The organism is Halorubrum californiense DSM 19288, from assembly GCF_000336875.1.
Lineage (GTDB): Archaea > Halobacteriota > Halobacteria > Halobacteriales > Haloferacaceae > Halorubrum > Halorubrum californiense.
Genome location: NZ_AOJK01000036.1, coordinates 58,096 through 74,080 on the forward strand (window position 1 = coordinate 58,096; position 15,985 = coordinate 74,080).

Below are 15,985 nucleotides of genomic sequence, written 5' to 3' on the forward strand. Positions count from 1 at the left end.
GCCGTCTCAGTACGGCAGCACGCCGGTCGTGGTCCCGAGAAGCGACACGCCGATCGCGAGCACCTGCGCGACGAAGAACGCCTTCGAAGAGGCCCACCCGAAGTACAGCAGCGTCGCCATCGGGACCAGCCCGATGACCGACGGCCAGAGCCCCATGGTGAACAGGATCGCGAGGAAGCCCGTCGTCACGAGGATGAGCACGTCCATCCCGAGCGAGACGAGGTTGCGTCGGCGGAGCTCTTCGGGGTCGAACATCCGCGCCAGCGACCCGCGCCGGTCGCTTCGGTCGTCCGCGGTCGACGTCGACTCCATCGTCAGTTACTCAGCGTCTCCTGATGCGCGTCGTCGAGCGGCCCGACGATATCCTCGGTCGGGGTGTCGGGCGTGGCCCACAGGCCCTTGAGCACCGACCAGAACTCCTGCTGGAACGGGTTCCCGAGCGCGTCGTCGAGGTCCGGCACGACCGTCACTTCGGCGGCGAGGTCCGGCAGATTCGCCATCACTTCGATCTCGTAGGCGTCGTCCGGCACCTCGGTGTTGGAGGCGATGAACCCGCCGTCCTCGACCCACACCTGCTGCCCCTCGGCGGAGACGAACGAGCTCAGGGCGTCGCGCGCGGCGTCGACGTTGTCGGAGTATTTCGGCACGGTGAACCAGTTGACCGACGAGGAGATGCCGTCGGTACCGGGCAGCCGGAACACGCCGAGGTCCGACGGGTCCTCGACCGCGTCCTGCGCCGGCGTGAACGAGCCCATGAAGTACAGCGGGAGGCTGTTGTCCCAGAAGTACTCGTACTGAACGCCGAAGTCGCGGGTCTGGCTGAAGTACCCCTCCTCGTGGAGCATCTTGATCTCGTCGAACGCCGTCGCGACCCGGTCGTCGGTGAAGGAGGCGTCGCCGTCGATGAGCCCCTGCTGGAGCGACGCGCCGTCTTCCTGCCGCATGAAGAAGCCCTCGGTGAGGTCGCTGAGCGGCCAGCCCGTACCGTTCCCGGAGGCGACGGGGGCGTCGACGCCGTCGATCCCCGAGATGTCGTCGAGCAGGGTCATGAACTCGTCCCAGCTCTCGGGCTCGGAGAGGTCGTGTTCGTTGAAGAACGACTTCCGGTACCAGAAGCCGGGCTTGAGGTCCATCTTGAACGGCGCGGCGTACACCTCGCCGTCGACGGTGACCCGCGAGGGGTCGACCGCGAAGTTGTCGGCGTCCCACGCGTCGCCGACCGGCGCGAGGTGGCCGTTCTGGGCGTCCGAGATGATGCGCGCCGGCGAGGGCATCACGACGATGTCCGCGGAGGCGACGCCGGACTCGTAGTCCATCAGCGTGCCCGTGAGCAGGCTGTCGGTGTCGCGCGGGAAGTACTCCAAGCCCATGCCCGTCGACTCCTCCACGTAGTCCATCACCTTGCTGAACGACTCCTGCTCGCCGCCCGACCAGACGCCCGTGATCTCGAGGCTGTTGCTCCCGCCGTCGGAACCGTCCCCGCCGTCGCTGCCTTCTCCGCCGTCGCTGCCGTCCCCGCCGTCGCCGCCGTTACCGGAACAGCCCGCGAGCGCAACGCTCCCGAGTACCGACGCGGTGCCGGTCGTCTTCAGTACGCTCCGCCGCGTAGTACAGGATCGATCATCGGACATGTCGTCCCAACCCAGTTTGCCCACTTACTTCAAATTTGCTTATTAATTACCGCTATAGTTACTAACCACAACCGAACGGTCACGGAACGCGATCACGGTTATTTATGGGTGTATCGGGGGGTAATGGTGGATATGACGGACAGCGCCGACTCACCTTCCGACGCGTCGGACCGCCCGAATCTCGTCCTCGTTCACTGTCACGACCTCGGCCAGCACCTCGGCTGTTACGGCGCCGACGTCGACACGCCGAACATCGACGGGCTCGCGGCCGACGGCGCGCGGCTGGCGAACAGCTTCTGTACGGCCCCGCAGTGTTCGCCGAGCCGGTCCAGCATGGTGACGGGCACCTACCCGCACGAGAACGGCGTCATGGGACTCGCGCACATGGGCTGGGCGCTCGGCGACGACCGGGAGACCCTCCCGAAACGCCTCAAAGCGGCGGGGGACGAGACGGCCCTGCTCGGCTTCCAACACGAGGTCCCCGACGAGCCCGAGCGGCTCGGCTACGACCACGTCGACAGCGGGACGAAGCGCGCGCTGGAACTCGTCGACGTCGTCGACGACTTCTTCGCCGAGCGCGCCGACGCCGACGACCCATTCTTCGTCTCGATCGGCATCGAGGAGCCGCACCGCCCGTTCCGTCGGGAGTACCTTCCGGACGAGACGTACGACGCCTACGACCCGGACGAGGTCCCGCTCGACGACTTCGCGTACCTCCCGGACGCGCCCGGGGTCCGCGAGGACGTCGCCGACCTCCGGTCGGTGATCTCGGAGGTGCTTGACCCGGCGGTGGGTCGCTACCGCGAGTCGCTCGCGGACGCCGGGCTGGCCGAGGAGACGGTGTTCGTGTTCACCACCGACCACGGACTCGCGATCCCGCGCGCGAAAGGGACCTGTTACGACCCGGGAATCGAGACCGCGCTCGTGGTCCGCCAGCCGGGGGCCGTCGAGGGCGGCGAGGTCCACGAGTCGCTCGTCACCAACGCCGACTTCACGCCGACGATGCTGGACCTGCTCGGGATCGACCCGCCGACGGACCTCTCGGGGGAGTCGTTCGCGCCGCTGCTCCGGGGCGAGCCGCACGAGGGCCGCGACCGGATCTTCGCCGAGATGACGTGGCACGACCGCTACAACCCGATCCGCGCGATTCGGACGGAGCGGTACAAGTACGTTCGCAACTTCTCCGTGCTGCCGAAGGTGTTCGTCCCGATGGACGTCGCGCCGACGGCCTCGGGCCGCGAGGTCCACGAGGAGTTCCACGTCCCGCAGCGCCCGGCGGAGGAGCTGTACGACCTCGAAGCCGACCCCCACGAGTCGGAGAACCTCGCCTCGGACAAGAAGCCGTTCGAGCCGGCGGCCGAGGCGAGCGACCCCGACCCGGCCCACGCCGACGCCCTCGACCGACTGCGCGACGAACTGGAGGCGTGGATGGAGTCGACCGACGACCCCCTGCTCGACGGTCCCGTCCCGTACCCGGACGTGGAGTGAGGCGTCCGACGCGACGGGTCGGTGCGGCGCGAGGCGGACTCGGTGATTTTTAAACACCGAAGTAGTTAATCGATCGTCATGGACACCGAGGAACTCCTGGAGACGCTCCAGGCCGCGGACCTCTCTTACTATCAGGCGAACGCGTACGTCACGCTGCTGGAACTGGGGACCGCCTCCGCGACCGAGGTTGCGCAGGCCAGCGACGTGCCGGACGCGCGGATCTACGACGTGCTCCGCGACCTCGACGACTTCGGGTACGTGGAGCTGTACGAACAGGAGACGTTCCAAGCGCTGTCTCTTATACACATCTCNNNNCCCAGACGGTCAGCATCGTCAAGCGGTTCGACACCGTCCTCGAGGCGGCCCGGACGTTCGTCCGCGACGCCGACACCCAGATCCACGCGACGCTCACCCGCGACCAGTTCGACGCGCTTCGGGGCGACTTGGCCGACGCCCGCGACCGCGGCGTCACGGTCAACGTCACGATGCTCGCCCGCGACGGCGACGAGCCGCTCGACGACGCGGAGTACGAGGGCGCCGTGAGCGTCGCGCACCGACTCTCCCGGCCCGCGCCGTTCGTACTCACCTCCGACCTCCGCCGCACGGCGTTCGCGCCGAACCCCGCGGCGGTCGAGGACTACGGGCTCATCCTCCGCAACCGGTCGTTCACCTACGTCTTCTTCTGGCACTCCCTGCTCTTCATGTGGCTCCCCTCGCGCGTCGTCTACGAGGCCGACGCCGCGGGCCCGAAGCGGTACGCCGACATCCGGCAGTTCCTGCTCGAGAACCGCGAGCGGATCCGCGGGGACGACCCCCTCCACGTCGAGATCGAGGGACGCGAGACCGACAGCGATCGGTCCGTGACCATCTCCGGCGAGGTCGTCGACGCGGAACACCTCTCCGAGGGCGACGGCGACGGGGACCGCGCCCCGACCGTGATGGCGCTGACGGGCACCGCCTCTATGACCGTCGACGACGGGGAGACCCGGTGGACCGTCGGCGGGTGGGGCGCGACCTACGAGGACGTGGAGGCGAACCGGATCCGAGTGACGGGCGTCGGCGCCGAACTCGGCGCCGAGGCGGCGGAGTAACGGCGACGGGGCGATCGACGGCCCGTCGGCGTCGTCGGACGAGCGGATTTATGATCGCGGCGGTCAACGATCGTTTCAGCATGCCACCTCGACCCTCGACGTTCTCGATCGCCGGCCGAGACCCCGAGACCGACGCGGTCGGCGTCGCGGTCCAGTCGAAGTTCGTCAGCGTCGGCTCCGTGGTCCCGTTCGTCAGCGCGGACGCGGGCGCGGTCGCCACGCAGAGCTTCGCGAACGTCGCGTACGGCCCGGACGGACTCGACCTGCTTCGCGAGGCCACGCGCCCGCCGAGGCGATCGACCGGCTCACGGCCGCGGACGACGAGGCCGCCTCGCGACAGGTGGGCGTCGTCGGCGTCGACCCCGACGAGCCGCCCGCGGCGTTCACCGGCGAGGAGTGCCACGACCACGCCGGCGACCGGCAGGGAGACAACTACACCGTTCAGGAGAACATCCTGGAGAACGCCGAGACGCTCGACGCGATGGCCGAGACGTTCGAGGAGACCGACGGCGGGCTCCCCGAGCGCCTGATCGCCGCGCTTCACGCGGGCAACGAGGCGGGCGGCGACAAGCGCGGCGAGCAGGCCGCGGCGCTGTACGCCGCCAAGCCCGAGGGCGGCTACGACGGCGAGAACGACCGGTGGGTCGACGTGCGCGTCGACGACCACGAGCGCCCGATCGAGGAGCTGGAGCGCGTGTTCAAGATCTACGACGTGACGCTCCTCGAACGGGAGGCGCCCGACGAGACGCGGGAACTGACCGGCGAGACGGCGACCGCGGTTCAGTCGGCGCTCGCCGACCTCGGGTTCTACGAGGGTGAGCCGTCAGCCGAGTTCGACGGGGCGGCCCGCGTCGCGAACTCGGCCGTTCGGACCGAGCTCGGTCCGGGCCGGTCGACTTTTGCCCGTCCGCGACCGATCGGCCGGTCGACTTTTGCCCGTCCGCGACCGACCGGGACCATGTCCATCGAACCCGATACGGTCGCGGACCTCATCGAGGAGAACCTCCCGGACGCGGTCGCCAGCGTGACCGCGCCCCGGATCCACAACGACGAGGACGAGGACGCCCACTTCGCCGCGGTCGTCGTCTCGCCCGCGTTCGAGGGCGAGTCCCTCGTCGACCAGCACCAGCGCGTGTACGACGCGGTCGGCGACCACATGACGCGGTCCGTCCACGCCCTCGAGATCAAGACCTACACCCCCGAGGCGTACGCGGAACACGGTGACGGGAGCCTCGCCGCCGACCTCCGCGAGGCCGGGCTGTTCCCGGTCGACGGGGCCTGACCGCTCGGCTACGTCTCCGTCTCAAAGGACACCCTCCACCCGATCCTCCACGCCGATGCGATCAGAACTCGTTCGCGCCGTCCGCGGGATCCTCGCCGCGGTGTCGCTGTTGGCGTTCGTCGCGCTCTTCCTCGCCCTCCAAGCGCGGATCACCTCGCCGGCCGTCCTCGGTGGACTCGCCGCGCTCGGGACGGCGACGCTGCTGGCCGCCGCGGGCCGCTCGGGAGTCCGTCGGTTGCTCGGGCGCGGGGAGTCGGTCCCCGCGAACGGCGACGACCCGACCGCCGAGGGCGACGCGTGGCTCGACGAGTCCGCCGACGAGACGCCGTGGACCGACCGCGCCGACCGCGCCGCCCGTGACTCGGACTCCGACTGGGCGCTCGCGCGGCTCGACCCCGCGCTCGACGACGCGTGGAACCGGTGGTCGGACGCCGCGCTGACGGTCGGGCTGGCGGTCCTCGGCGTCGGGTCGCTCGCCCTGTTGGCCGCCTACCCGGGCGGGGACCCGCCGCTCGGGCTGGCCCTGCTTGGCGTGTTCGGCCTCAACGGGGCGCTCATGACGATCCCGTTTCTCTTCAAAGAGGACTGACGAAGGGCGTCCGATCAGCTGCTGTCGTCCGTCTCGGTTGTTTCTGACATCTCGTCCGTCTCGGCCGTCCCTGCCGAGGTCGACCCGCCGGACTCGTCCGCGGTGTCGTCGGCGCCGACGCTGCCCTGATTCGCGGCGCTGTCGCCGCCTGCGGGGTCGTCGCCCGCGACGCGGTCGGCGACCAGCTCGGCGAGCGGGTCGACCGTGACGGTCAGGCGGGCGACGAGGAACACGACGGGGACGAGCGCGACGAACAGGAAGGCGGCGTCGTACGCCCACGCGGCGCCGCTCAACACGGGCACCGCGACCCCGCCGAGCCCGCGGTACGCGACGAGGACGGCGCCGAAGACGACGAGCCAGTGGACCACGCCGCCCGCGTTCTCGACGATCCGGTCCGACCGGGCGTCGCCCTCGGCGTCGGCTCCAGCGAGCGCCAGCCGCGTCAGCAGCGCGAACTTCGGCGCGGCGTACAGAAGGATACCGGCCACCGCGAGCGCGACGACGGCCGTCGCGACGGCGGCGAACGTCACCGGGGCGAAGGGGACGAGCCGCTCGACGCCCGGTAGCATCGTGACGACGGCGAGGACGCCGACGACCGCCAGCGCGCCGATCAGGAGCTTGCTCGTCGACCGGACCGTGTCGCGGTCGAGCGCCGTTCCGATCGCTGCGTCGTTCGAGCTCATGTGCGCCCGACCGTTGCCGACGGACCGACATATAAGGCCCAAGCGTTTGCGCCGATTTTCGGCCGTTTTTCCCCATTTACTTCCCCGCCCCGTCATCGTCGTGTGTTATCAATTAATTCGGTACAAGTCCCCATATTCCCGCGCGCTGGCGGCTTCCAGTACCTTTTACAGCGTCTCGCGGGAAGGTCGACGCATGGGTGACGACTACCGCACGGAGGAGGACAGCCTCGGCGAGATGCAGGTGCCGGCCGACGCCTACTGGGGCGCACAGACCCAGCGCGCCGTCGAGAACTTCCCCGTCTCGGGGATCCCGATGAGCCGACGGTTCATCCGCGCGCTCGGCGTCGTGAAGAAGGCGGCCGCGCAGGCGAACCGGGACCTCGGCCTCCTCGACGACGACACCGCGGACGCCATCGTCGCCGCCGCCGACGAGGTGATCGCGGGCGAGCACGACGACCAGTTCCCGGTCGACGTGTTCCAGACCGGCTCGGGCACCTCCTCGAACATGAACGCCAACGAGGTGATCGCCAACCGCGCCGCCGAGATCGCTGGCGCGGAGATCGGCGACCGCGTCGTTCACCCCAACGACCACGTCAACTACGGCCAGTCGAGCAACGACGTGATCCCGACCGCGATGCACGTCGCCGCGCTCGAAGCCGTCGAGAAGGACCTCGTGCCGGCGCTGGAGACGCTCCACGCCGAACTGGAGGCCAAGGAGGCCGCGTTCGACGGCGTCGTCAAGACGGGCCGAACCCACCTCCAAGACGCGACGCCGATCCGCCTCGGACAGGAGTTCGGCGGCTACCGCACGCAGGTCTCGAAGGGGATCGAGCGCGCCGAGGGCGTCCAGTCGAACCTCCGCGAACTCGCCCTCGGCGGGACCGCGGTCGGGACCGGGCTCAACACCCACCCCGAGTTCCCCGAACTCGCCGCGGAGTACATCTCCGACGAGACCGGCACCGAGTTCCGCGAGGCGGAGAACCACTTCGAGGCGCAGGCCGCCCACGACGCGATGGCGGAGGGCCACGGCGCGCTCAAGACGATCGCCGGCAGCCTCAACAAGATGGCCAACGACCTGCGGCTGCTCGCCTCCGGCCCGCGCAACGGCCTCGGCGAGGTCGAGCAGCCGGAGAACCAGCCCGGCTCCTCGATCATGCCCGGGAAGATCAACCCGGTCGTCGCGGAGTCGGTCAATCAGGTCCACAAGCAGGTCGTCGGCAACGACGCCGCCGTCTCTGCCGGCGCCGCCCGCGGCGAGATCGACTTGAACCTCTACAAGCCCGTCATCGCGCACAACTTCCTCGAATCGGCGCAGCTGCTCTCGAACGTCGCCGCGACGTTCGGCGAGCGCTTCGTCGGGAAGCTGGAGGCCAACGAGGAGTACTGCGAGACGCGCGTCGAGCAGTCGATGGCGCTCGCGACCGCGCTGAACCCCGCGATCGGCTACGACAAGGCCTCGAAGGTCGCGAAGAAGGCGCTCGCCGAGGACAAGTCGGTCAAAGAGGTCGCCGTCAGCGAGGGGTACCTCACCGGGGACGAGGCCGCCGAGGTGCTCGACCCCGAGGCGATGACCCACCGCGTCATCCTCGGCGACGAGGACTGAACGCTCAGTTTTCCCCGTTTCGCCCGACTTCGTCGGGGGCGACCGTCCGCGCCGAATCGGAACCATTTAAGATGACGTCTGTCCCGATCCTACACGGATGAAACTTCACGAGTATCAAGCGAAGTCGCTCTTCGCGGACGCCGGGATCCCGGTTCCGGACTCCCGGCTCGCGACGAGCGTCGACGAGGCCCTCGACGCCGTCGACGAGATCGGCTACCCGGCCGCGGTCAAGGCGCAGGTCCACGTGGGGGGCCGCGGCAAGGCCGGCGGGATCAAGATCGCGACCGACCGCGAGGAGGCCGAGCAGTACGCCGAGGAGATCCTCGGGATGGACCTGAAGGGGTACACCGTCGATCAGGTCCTCGTCGAGGCGGGCGTCGACTTCGTCGACGAGCTGTACGTCGGCGTCACGATGGACCGCGGCGAGGGGAAGCCGGTCCTGATGGTGTCGACCGAGGGCGGCGTGAACATCGAGGAGGTCGCCGAGGAGAACCCCGACGCGATCGCGCGCGAACACGTCGACCCCGCGTTCGGGCTCCACCCGTACCAGGCCCGCAAGGTCGTTTACGAGGCCGGCGTCGACGCCGACGTCGCGCTCGACGTGGCCTCGATCCTCTCGACGCTGTACGACCTCTACGAGGAGAACGACGCCTCCGAGATCGAGGTCAACCCCGTGATGATCACGGGCGACCGCGACGTGGTCGCCGCCGACGCCGTGATGAACATCGACGAGGACGCGCTGTTCCGCCAGCCCGACCTCGCAGAGATGGCCGAGGCGTCCTACGAGGACGACCTCGAACGCAAGGCAGGCGAGTACGGCTTCGACTACGTCCGCCTCTCGGGCAACGTCGGCATCATCGGCAACGGCGCCGGCCTCGTGATGACGACGCTGGACCTCGTCGACTACTACGGCGGCGCGCCCGCCAACTTCCTCGACATCGGCGGCGGGGCGAAGGCCGAGCGCGTCACGCAGGCGCTCGACATGGTGTTCTCCGACGACAACGTCGACGCCGTCGTCTTCAACATCTTCGGCGGGATCACCCGCGGCGACGAGGTCGCCAAGGGGATCAACGAGGCCCTCGAAGGGTTCGACGAGATCCCCAAGAAGGTGGTCGTCCGGCTCGCCGGCACGAACGCCGAGGAGGGGATGGAGATCCTGAACACCGACCTCGTCGAGGTCGAGAAGACGCTGGAGGACGCGGTCCAGCGCGCGGTGAAGAACGCGGATGAGGTGACCCAATGAGCATTTTCGTCGACGACGACACCAGAGTGGTGGTCCAGGGGATCACCGGCGGGGAAGGGAAGTTCCACGCCGGCCAGATGATCGAGTACGGCACGAACGTCGTCGCGGGCGCGGTGCCCGGGAAGGGCGGGCAAGAAGTCGACGGCGTCCCCGTTTACGACACCGTCGACGAGGCCGTCGAGGCGGAGGACGCGGACGCCTCCGTCATCTTCGTGCCGCCGGCGTTCGCCGGCGACGCGATCTTCGAGTCGCTCGACACGGACCTCGACCTCGCGGTCGCGATCACCGAGGGGATCCCGACGCAGGACATGGCGAAGGTGAACAAGCGCTTGGGCGAGACCGACACCCGCCTCATCGGCCCGAACTGTCCCGGGATCATCACGCCCGGCGAGGCGAAACTCGGCATCCTCCCCGGCAACATCTTCTCCGAGGGGAACGTCGGCCTCGTCTCCCGCTCCGGCACGCTCACCTACCAGGTCGTCGACAACCTCACCGAGCGCGGGCTCGGCCAGTCGACCGCCATCGGTATCGGCGGCGACCCGATCATCGGCACGTCGTTCGTCGACGCCCTCGAGGCGTTCGAGGCCGACCCCGACACGGACGCCGTCGTGATGTGCGGCGAGATCGGCGGGGAAGACGAGGAGCAGGCCGCGAAGTTCATCGGCGAACACATGGACACGCCCGTCGCCGGCTTCATCGCCGGCCGCACGGCGCCCCCGGGCAAGCGGATGGGCCACGCGGGCGCCATCGTCTCCGGCTCCGGCACCGGCACGGCGCAGTCGAAGATCGACGCGCTCAACGACGCGGGCGTCCCCGTCGGCGACACCCCCGAGGAGGTCGCCGACCACGTCGAGGACTTCCTGTAGCGCTTCCCACCCCGCGCCGGCCGGCTTCGACCGTCGGTCTCGGCTCGGGCTCCGGTTTTCAATATCGGTAGCCGGAGCGAAAGCTAAAATTAGCGGTAAGGTAACACATACACATGAATTCGGGTCCCGACGACACGCCGCCCGACGCCGGCGCGGCTGAGAACGACGCGTCGGGACCGACCGACTGCGGCGCGAACCGCGTCCTGTTCGTCGACGACGAGCCGGGGGCGGCGGACCTCGCGGCCACCCACGTCGAGCGGCTCGTGGACGACATCGAGACGGTCACGTACATGTCACCGGACGCGGCGCTCGACGCGGTCCGGAGCGAGCGCGTCGACTGCGTCGTCAGCGACTTCGACATGCCGGGGGCCGACGGGCTCGAACTGCTCGGTTCGGTCCGCGAGATCGACCCGGGGATCCCCTTCGTGCTGTTCACCGGCAAGGGGAGCGAGGAGATAGCGAGCGACGCCATCTCGGCCGGCGTCACCGATTACCTCCAGAAGGGCGCGGGGCGGGACCGCTACGAGATGCTCGCCAACAGCGTCGCGAACGCGCTCGGCCGGCGCCGGGCGGAGCGCGACCTCCGCGAGGTGAACGCGAAGGTCACGGCGATCCACGAGTTCGCGCCGGAACTCTCGTCGGTGACCGACGTCGAGACGGTGTTCGACCGGACGGTCGACGCGGCCGAGGATATCCTGGAGTTCGACCGGTGCGTCACCGCCCGCCGACGCGGCGACAAAATCGTTCCCGTCGTCCTCTCCGAGAGCGTCACCGACGAGGAAGTGCGGACGTTCGAGGTCGGCGAGGGGGTCGTCGGGAACACGGTTGCGGAGCAAGAGACAATCGTGATCGACAACCTCAGCGTCGACCCCGCGGACCCGGACGAACTGGAAGACCCCTCCTCGCCGGGGCGGACGTCGACCGGGGACGAGCGCCGGACGGGATCAGAGGTGGCGGACCCGGTCGCCGACGACATCCGGTCGGCGATCAGCGTCCCGATCGGTCCGCACGGCGTGTTGCAAACCGTCTCCGACGGGTACGCCGCGTTCGACGAACGCGACGTCGAGTTCGCGGAGCTGCTGGCGGCCCACGCGGCCGACGCCATCGAGCAGATCGAGACGGAGAACGCGCTTCGTCGGGAGCGGGACCGACTGACGGCGCTGTTCCACGACCTCCCGCTGCCGGCGGTGCGGACCGTCGCGCACGGGGACGGCGAAGGTCGCCTCGACGCCACCAACGATGCGTTCGAGGAGCCGTTCGGGTACGACGCGGAAAGCGAGTACGAGGAGGTCCGCGGCGAGATCATTCCGGAGAGGGCCGACCGACTCGATCCGAAGCCGGTGCTCGAACGCGACGATCCCTCGCGCCTCGAGGTACGGCGCCGGACCACGGACGGACTTCGCGACTTCATCCCCAACGTCATCCCCGTCAAGCGGCCAGAAGAGACCGTCATCTACAGCGTCTACGCCGACATCGACGACCAGAAGCGCGTCGAGCGGACGCTGCGGCGACTCCACGCGACGACCCGGGAGATGTTCGGCGGCGAGGGCCGCGAGGACATCGCGACGGTGGCCACCCGCGCGGCGATCGACACCCTCGGGTTCCCAAGCAGCGGCGTCAGGCTGTACGACCCCGAGGCGAACGTCCTCCGGCCGACGGCGATAAGCGAGGAGGCGACCGCGGCGTTCGGCGAGCGACCGGCGTTCGGTCCGAGCGACGGCCGTCTCTGGGAGGCGTTCGACTCCGGCCAGCCGATCGTCGTCGACGACCTCGACGCGGTCGACACCACGATCGGGTACGGCGACCTCCGGAGCCTCCTCGCCGTGCCGCTCGGTGACCACGGCGTGATGCCGCTCGGGTCGGAGGAACCGAATTTCTTCGACGAGACCGACCTCCAGTTGGCCCGCGTCCTCGCCGCGAACGTCACTGTCGCGCTCGATCACGCCGAGCGGACCGAACAGCTCCGCGACCGCGACGCCGAGCTCCAGCGGGAGATCGACCGGCTGGAGAAGTTCGCGGGGCTCGTCTCCCACGACCTCCGGAACCCGCTCAACGTCGCCGCCGGTCGGACCGAGCTGTCCCGGTCGCTGACGGACGACGCCGCCGTCGTCGAGGAACTCGACCGAGTCGAGGATGCGCACGACCGGATGAGTCAGCTGATAGACGACCTCCTCGCGCTGGCGCGGCAGGGGCGGACGGTCGACGAGATCGAGTCCGTCCCGCTAGACGAGGCCGCTGAGCGCGCGTGGCGCACCGTCGACACCGGGGAGGCGACGCTCGACGTCGCCGAGGCGACGGCCGCGGTCGAGGCCGACACGGAGCGGCTCCGCACGCTGTTCGAGAACCTGTTTACCAATAGTGTCGAGCACGGCCGAGACGAGGATGACACCGCCGACGGACTCACCGTCTCCGTCGGGTCGCTTCCGGACGGGTTCTCCGTCGCCGACGACGGGGTCGGCTTCGACATCGACCCGGAGGAGGCGACGGAGTACGGCCGTTCGAGCGCGTCGAACGGGACGGGGTTCGGCCTCCCGATCGTGCGAGAGATCGCGGCCGCCCACGGCTGGGAGCTGTCGATCGGCGGCGACGACGGCGCGCGGTTCGAGTTCCGCCAGCGAAGTGGTATATAAAAACCGGGTTGGCGTGCGCAGTCGGCGCACAGGCGGGCCACGGTTATGCGCGGTTCGCCCCTGTAGATGACGTATGGACGAAGGAACTCGCGAGCTGCTCGAACCGCTCCCGCCGAGCGCCAAGCTAGTCTATTACGTGCTCGACGCCGAGGGTCGGTTCGACCAGACCGGCCTCGCCGAGGAGACCCGCCTCTCGACGCGCACCGTCCGGTTCGCAGTCGAGAAGCTCACCGAGGTCGGGCTCGTCGAGGAGGGGCTGTGCCCCCGCGACGCCCGCCGCTCCGTCTACCAAGCCGTCCCGCCGGCGGAGCGCGACCCCGTCGACGAGCCGGAGGCGACCGCCGAATCGGCCTCCGAGGCCGACGCGCCGACCGCCGCCGTCGCCGAAGACTGAGTCTGACGGTCGCCGGTCAGCCGCCCCGCCGAATCCACACTGACGCCCCGCTCCGACGCCCCGATCCGTCGCGCTTTTGCCCTCGGGACCGGTAGTGAGGGCACTCCGATGGCGACGTACCACATCGAAACCTACGGCTGTAGCTCGAACCGGGGAGAGAGCCGGGAGATCGAGCGCGCCCTCCGCGACGGGGGGCACCGCCCGGCCGACGGCCCGAAAGACGCGGACGTCGCCATCCTCAACACCTGTACCGTCGTCGAGAAGACCGAGCGGAACATGCTCCGCCGCGCCGAGGAGCTGTCCGAGACGACCGCCGAACTCGTCGTCACGGGCTGTATGGCCCTCGCGCAGGGCGAGATGTTCGCCGAGGCCGACGTCGACGCCGAGATCCTCCACTGGGACGAGGTCCCGACCTACGTGCTCAACGGCGAGTGCCCGACGGTCACGCCCGACGCCGAGCCGGTCCTCGACGGCGTCGTCGGCATCCTCCCCATCGCGCGCGGTTGTATGAGCAACTGTTCGTACTGTATCACCAAGTTCGCCACCGGTCGGGTCGACTCCCCCTCGGTCGAGGAGAACGTCGAGAAGGCCCGCGCGCTGGTCCACGCCGGCGCGAAGGAGATCCGCGTCACCGGGCAGGACACGGGCGTGTACGGCTGGGATAACGGCGACCGGAAGCTCCCCGAACTGCTCGACCGCATCTGCGACATCGACGGCGACTTCCGGGTCAGGCTGGGGATGGCGAACCCCGGCGGGATCCACGGCATCCACGAGGAGCTGGCCGACGTGTTCGCCGAGAACGAGGAGCTGTACGACTTCGTCCACGCGCCGGTCCAGTCCGGCTCCGACGACGTGCTCGAAGACATGCGGCGGCAGCACCGCGTCGAGAAGTTCCGCGAGGTCGTCGAGACCTTCGACGAACGGCTCGACCACTGGACGCTGTCGACCGACTTCATCGTCGGCTTCCCCACCGAGGACGAGGCCGACCACGAGCGCTCGATGGACCTGCTCGCGGAGGTCAGCCCCGAGAAGATCAACGTCACCCGCTTCTCGAAGCGGCCCGGGACCGACGCCGCCGACATGAAGGGCCTCGGCGGAACCGTCAAGAAGGAGCGCTCGAAGGCGATGTCCGAGCTGAAGATGGAGGTCGTCGGCGAGGCGTACGAGTCGATGGTCGGCGAGACGTTCGAGGTGCTCGTCGTCGAGGAGGGGACCGGCGACTCGGTCAAGTGCCGCGACGGCGCGTACCGACAGATCATCGTCCAGGGGGCGACCGACCGCGGCGTCGCGGTCGGCGACTTCCTCACCGTCGAGGTGACCGGCCACAACACGGTGTACGCGTTCGGCGACCCGGTCGACGAGGCGCGTTCCGACGCCGGCGGCGTCGACGGCGACTCGGTCGAGCGCGACGACCGGCCGGAGTCGACGGCGTCCTCGGCGTGACGACCGGTGAGTCTCTCGCCCGCGTCGAGGCGTCGCCGAGCCGACTCAGACGGACTCGTCCGGGCGCGGCCCCGCCGTCTCGGGATCCCCTGACCCCGCCCCGCTCGGATTCGACTCCGTCCACCCTCCCGTCCGGGCGACCTCCGACACCCAACCCGGCGAGCCGACCGGATCGGGCCGATCCGGGAGCCGGATCCTGACGACAGTGCCCCATGGCTCGTCGTCCGCGAACTCGACCGTTCCGCCCGGCCGGGTCACGGTCCAGTATATCAGCCACAGCCCGAGCCCCTCGGTGTGTTCCAGCGGCGTCTCCTCGGCGTTTCGGAGCGTCTCTCGTTCGATCTCCGGGATCCATCGGCCGGTGTCCGCGATCGAGAGGGTCGTCGCGTCGTCGTCCCGACCCACGTACACCGTGATCGCCACGTCGCCGTCGTTGTGTTCCACCGCGTTCCGCAGCGCCTCCTCCAGCGCGAGCGGGAGCGACGGGTGCGCCCGGACGACGTAGCTGTCCGGGAGCTCCGTCCGCACGGTGACGCCGGGCGCGTCCGCGGTCAACTGCGCCACTCGCTCCTCGACGACGGCGACGAGGTCGAACGACTGGAGCGCCTCGGTCCGCCAGATCGACGCGATCCGTCGGGTCCGCTCGCTCGTCTCGACGAGGTCTTCGAGGTGCGTCCGAACGATATCCGCCCGGTCCGCGACCTCCGCCTCGTCGTCCACGTATTCGATCCCGTCGAGGTAGCCGAGCGCGACCGACAGCTCGTTGCGGATGTTGTGTCGCAGCACCCGGTCGTTGATCGAGAGCAGGGTGGCGAGTTCCTGCGCCTCGGCGAGCTGTTCGTCGGCCTTCACCGCGTACGGCCCCGCCCGCGATCCGACCGCCGCGCCGAGGCACGCGGCGAACGAGAGCAGGAACGAGAGCTTGAACCCGTGGTGATCGAGCAGCCAGATGATCCAGACAATTCCCGCGAGCGCGGCGAACGAGAGGGCGGTCAGGGCGGCGATCCGAACCGCCCGCCACCGCCCAGAGACGGAAATTCCT

General features: G+C 69.4%; 13 protein-coding genes and 3 pseudogenes. 12 read left to right on the forward strand and 4 right to left on the reverse strand.

All coding sequences use genetic code 11. The annotated features are described in order from the left end of the window. Positions 1 to 6 precede the first annotated feature (6 nt). Both C463_RS07010 and C463_RS07015 read right to left on the reverse strand, forming a co-directional pair. Positions 7 to 312, reverse strand: coding sequence for a hypothetical protein (locus C463_RS07010; protein ID WP_008442359.1), 306 nt, complete (start codon positions 310 to 312; stop codon positions 7 to 9). Positions 313 to 314: 2 nt separating this feature from the next. Beyond that, on the reverse strand, positions 315 to 1,631 hold the full coding sequence (locus C463_RS07015; protein ID WP_008442362.1) for an ABC transporter substrate-binding protein: 1,317 nt from the start codon (positions 1,629 to 1,631) through the stop codon (positions 315 to 317). 132 nt (positions 1,632 to 1,763) lie between these two features. Between C463_RS07015 and C463_RS07020 the strand changes: the two genes are divergently transcribed. The 6 genes and pseudogenes from C463_RS07020 (at position 1,764) to C463_RS07035 (ending at position 6,081) form a co-directional block, all read left to right on the forward strand. Next, on the forward strand, positions 1,764 to 3,119 hold the full coding sequence (locus C463_RS07020) for a sulfatase family protein (protein WP_008442364.1): 1,356 nt from the start codon (positions 1,764 to 1,766) through the stop codon (positions 3,117 to 3,119). A gap of 78 nt (positions 3,120 to 3,197) precedes the next feature. Further along, positions 3,198 to 3,335 (forward strand): annotated as a pseudogene (locus C463_RS19615) (helix-turn-helix domain-containing protein); the annotation flags it as partial. A gap of 113 nt (positions 3,336 to 3,448) precedes the next feature. Next, on the forward strand, positions 3,449 to 4,210 hold the full coding sequence (locus tag C463_RS07025; protein ID WP_239638864.1) for a TrmB family transcriptional regulator sugar-binding domain-containing protein: 762 nt from the start codon (positions 3,449 to 3,451) through the stop codon (positions 4,208 to 4,210). Between the two features lie 80 nt (positions 4,211 to 4,290). Then, positions 4,291 to 5,081 (forward strand): annotated as a pseudogene (locus tag C463_RS07030) (DUF1028 domain-containing protein); the annotation flags it as partial. Between the two features lie 183 nt (positions 5,082 to 5,264). After that, positions 5,265 to 5,492: pseudogene (locus tag C463_RS17610) on the forward strand (BolA/IbaG family iron-sulfur metabolism protein); the annotation flags it as partial. A 55-nt stretch (positions 5,493 to 5,547) separates the two neighbouring features. Next, a complete protein-coding gene (locus tag C463_RS07035; RefSeq protein WP_008442366.1) occupies positions 5,548 to 6,081 on the forward strand; it encodes a hypothetical protein in 534 nt (177 codons plus the stop codon). Positions 6,082 to 6,095: 14 nt separating this feature from the next. Here the strand turns inward: C463_RS07035 and C463_RS07040 are convergent, their stop codons facing one another. Then, on the reverse strand, positions 6,096 to 6,764 hold the full coding sequence (locus C463_RS07040) for a hypothetical protein (protein WP_008442368.1): 669 nt from the start codon (positions 6,762 to 6,764) through the stop codon (positions 6,096 to 6,098). 193 nt (positions 6,765 to 6,957) lie between these two features. Between C463_RS07040 and C463_RS07045 the strand changes: the two genes are divergently transcribed. From C463_RS07045 to C463_RS07070, 6 genes are all read left to right on the forward strand, one after another. Next, positions 6,958 to 8,367, forward strand: a complete 1,410-nt coding sequence (locus C463_RS07045) for a class II fumarate hydratase (protein ID WP_008442370.1) — start codon at positions 6,958 to 6,960, stop codon at positions 8,365 to 8,367. A gap of 97 nt (positions 8,368 to 8,464) precedes the next feature. After that, positions 8,465 to 9,610, forward strand: a complete 1,146-nt coding sequence (sucC, locus tag C463_RS07050; RefSeq protein WP_008442371.1) for an ADP-forming succinate--CoA ligase subunit beta — start codon at positions 8,465 to 8,467, stop codon at positions 9,608 to 9,610. Then, a complete protein-coding gene (gene sucD, locus C463_RS07055; RefSeq protein WP_008442373.1) occupies positions 9,607 to 10,476 on the forward strand; it encodes a succinate--CoA ligase subunit alpha in 870 nt (289 codons plus the stop codon). The genes sucC and sucD overlap by 4 nt, the downstream gene beginning before the upstream one ends. Positions 10,477 to 10,589: 113 nt before the next feature. Then, positions 10,590 to 13,106: a hybrid sensor histidine kinase/response regulator gene (locus tag C463_RS07060; RefSeq protein WP_008442374.1), complete on the forward strand. Its 2,517-nt coding sequence runs from the start codon at positions 10,590 to 10,592 to the stop codon at positions 13,104 to 13,106. A gap of 73 nt (positions 13,107 to 13,179) precedes the next feature. Beyond that, a complete protein-coding gene (locus C463_RS07065; protein ID WP_008442375.1) occupies positions 13,180 to 13,500 on the forward strand; it encodes a hypothetical protein in 321 nt (106 codons plus the stop codon). 108 nt (positions 13,501 to 13,608) lie between these two features. Beyond that, the gene (locus C463_RS07070; RefSeq protein WP_008442376.1) at positions 13,609 to 14,943 is read left to right on the forward strand and encodes a tRNA (N(6)-L-threonylcarbamoyladenosine(37)-C(2))-methylthiotransferase; all 1,335 of its coding nucleotides are present in this window, start codon (positions 13,609 to 13,611) and stop codon (positions 14,941 to 14,943) included. 45 nt (positions 14,944 to 14,988) lie between these two features. On the opposite strand, the gene C463_RS07075 is transcribed toward C463_RS07070, so the two are convergent. Next, positions 14,989 to 15,795 (reverse strand): sensor histidine kinase, encoded by an 807-nt coding sequence (locus C463_RS07075; protein ID WP_008442377.1) that lies wholly within the window; start codon positions 15,793 to 15,795, stop codon positions 14,989 to 14,991. Between the last annotated feature and the right edge of the window lie 190 nt (positions 15,796 to 15,985).

Bases quoted from the DNA above. Each gene is read 5' to 3' on its own strand.
- C463_RS07010 (WP_008442359.1), bottom strand. From the start codon at position 312: ATGGAGTCGACGTCGACCGCGGACGACCGAAGCGACCGGCGCGGGTCG.
- C463_RS07015 (WP_008442362.1), bottom strand. From the start codon at position 1,631: ATGTCCGATGATCGATCCTGTACTACGCGGCGGAGCGTACTGAAGACG.
- C463_RS07020 (WP_008442364.1), top strand. From the start codon at position 1,764: ATGACGGACAGCGCCGACTCACCTTCCGACGCGTCGGACCGCCCGAAT.
- C463_RS07035 (WP_008442366.1), top strand. From the start codon at position 5,548: ATGCGATCAGAACTCGTTCGCGCCGTCCGCGGGATCCTCGCCGCGGTG.
- C463_RS07040 (WP_008442368.1), bottom strand. From the start codon at position 6,764: ATGAGCTCGAACGACGCAGCGATCGGAACGGCGCTCGACCGCGACACG.
- C463_RS07045 (WP_008442370.1), top strand. From the start codon at position 6,958: ATGGGTGACGACTACCGCACGGAGGAGGACAGCCTCGGCGAGATGCAG.
- sucC (WP_008442371.1), top strand. From the start codon at position 8,465: ATGAAACTTCACGAGTATCAAGCGAAGTCGCTCTTCGCGGACGCCGGG.
- sucD (WP_008442373.1), top strand. From the start codon at position 9,607: ATGAGCATTTTCGTCGACGACGACACCAGAGTGGTGGTCCAGGGGATC.
- C463_RS07060 (WP_008442374.1), top strand. From the start codon at position 10,590: ATGAATTCGGGTCCCGACGACACGCCGCCCGACGCCGGCGCGGCTGAG.
- C463_RS07065 (WP_008442375.1), top strand. From the start codon at position 13,180: ATGGACGAAGGAACTCGCGAGCTGCTCGAACCGCTCCCGCCGAGCGCC.
- C463_RS07070 (WP_008442376.1), top strand. From the start codon at position 13,609: ATGGCGACGTACCACATCGAAACCTACGGCTGTAGCTCGAACCGGGGA.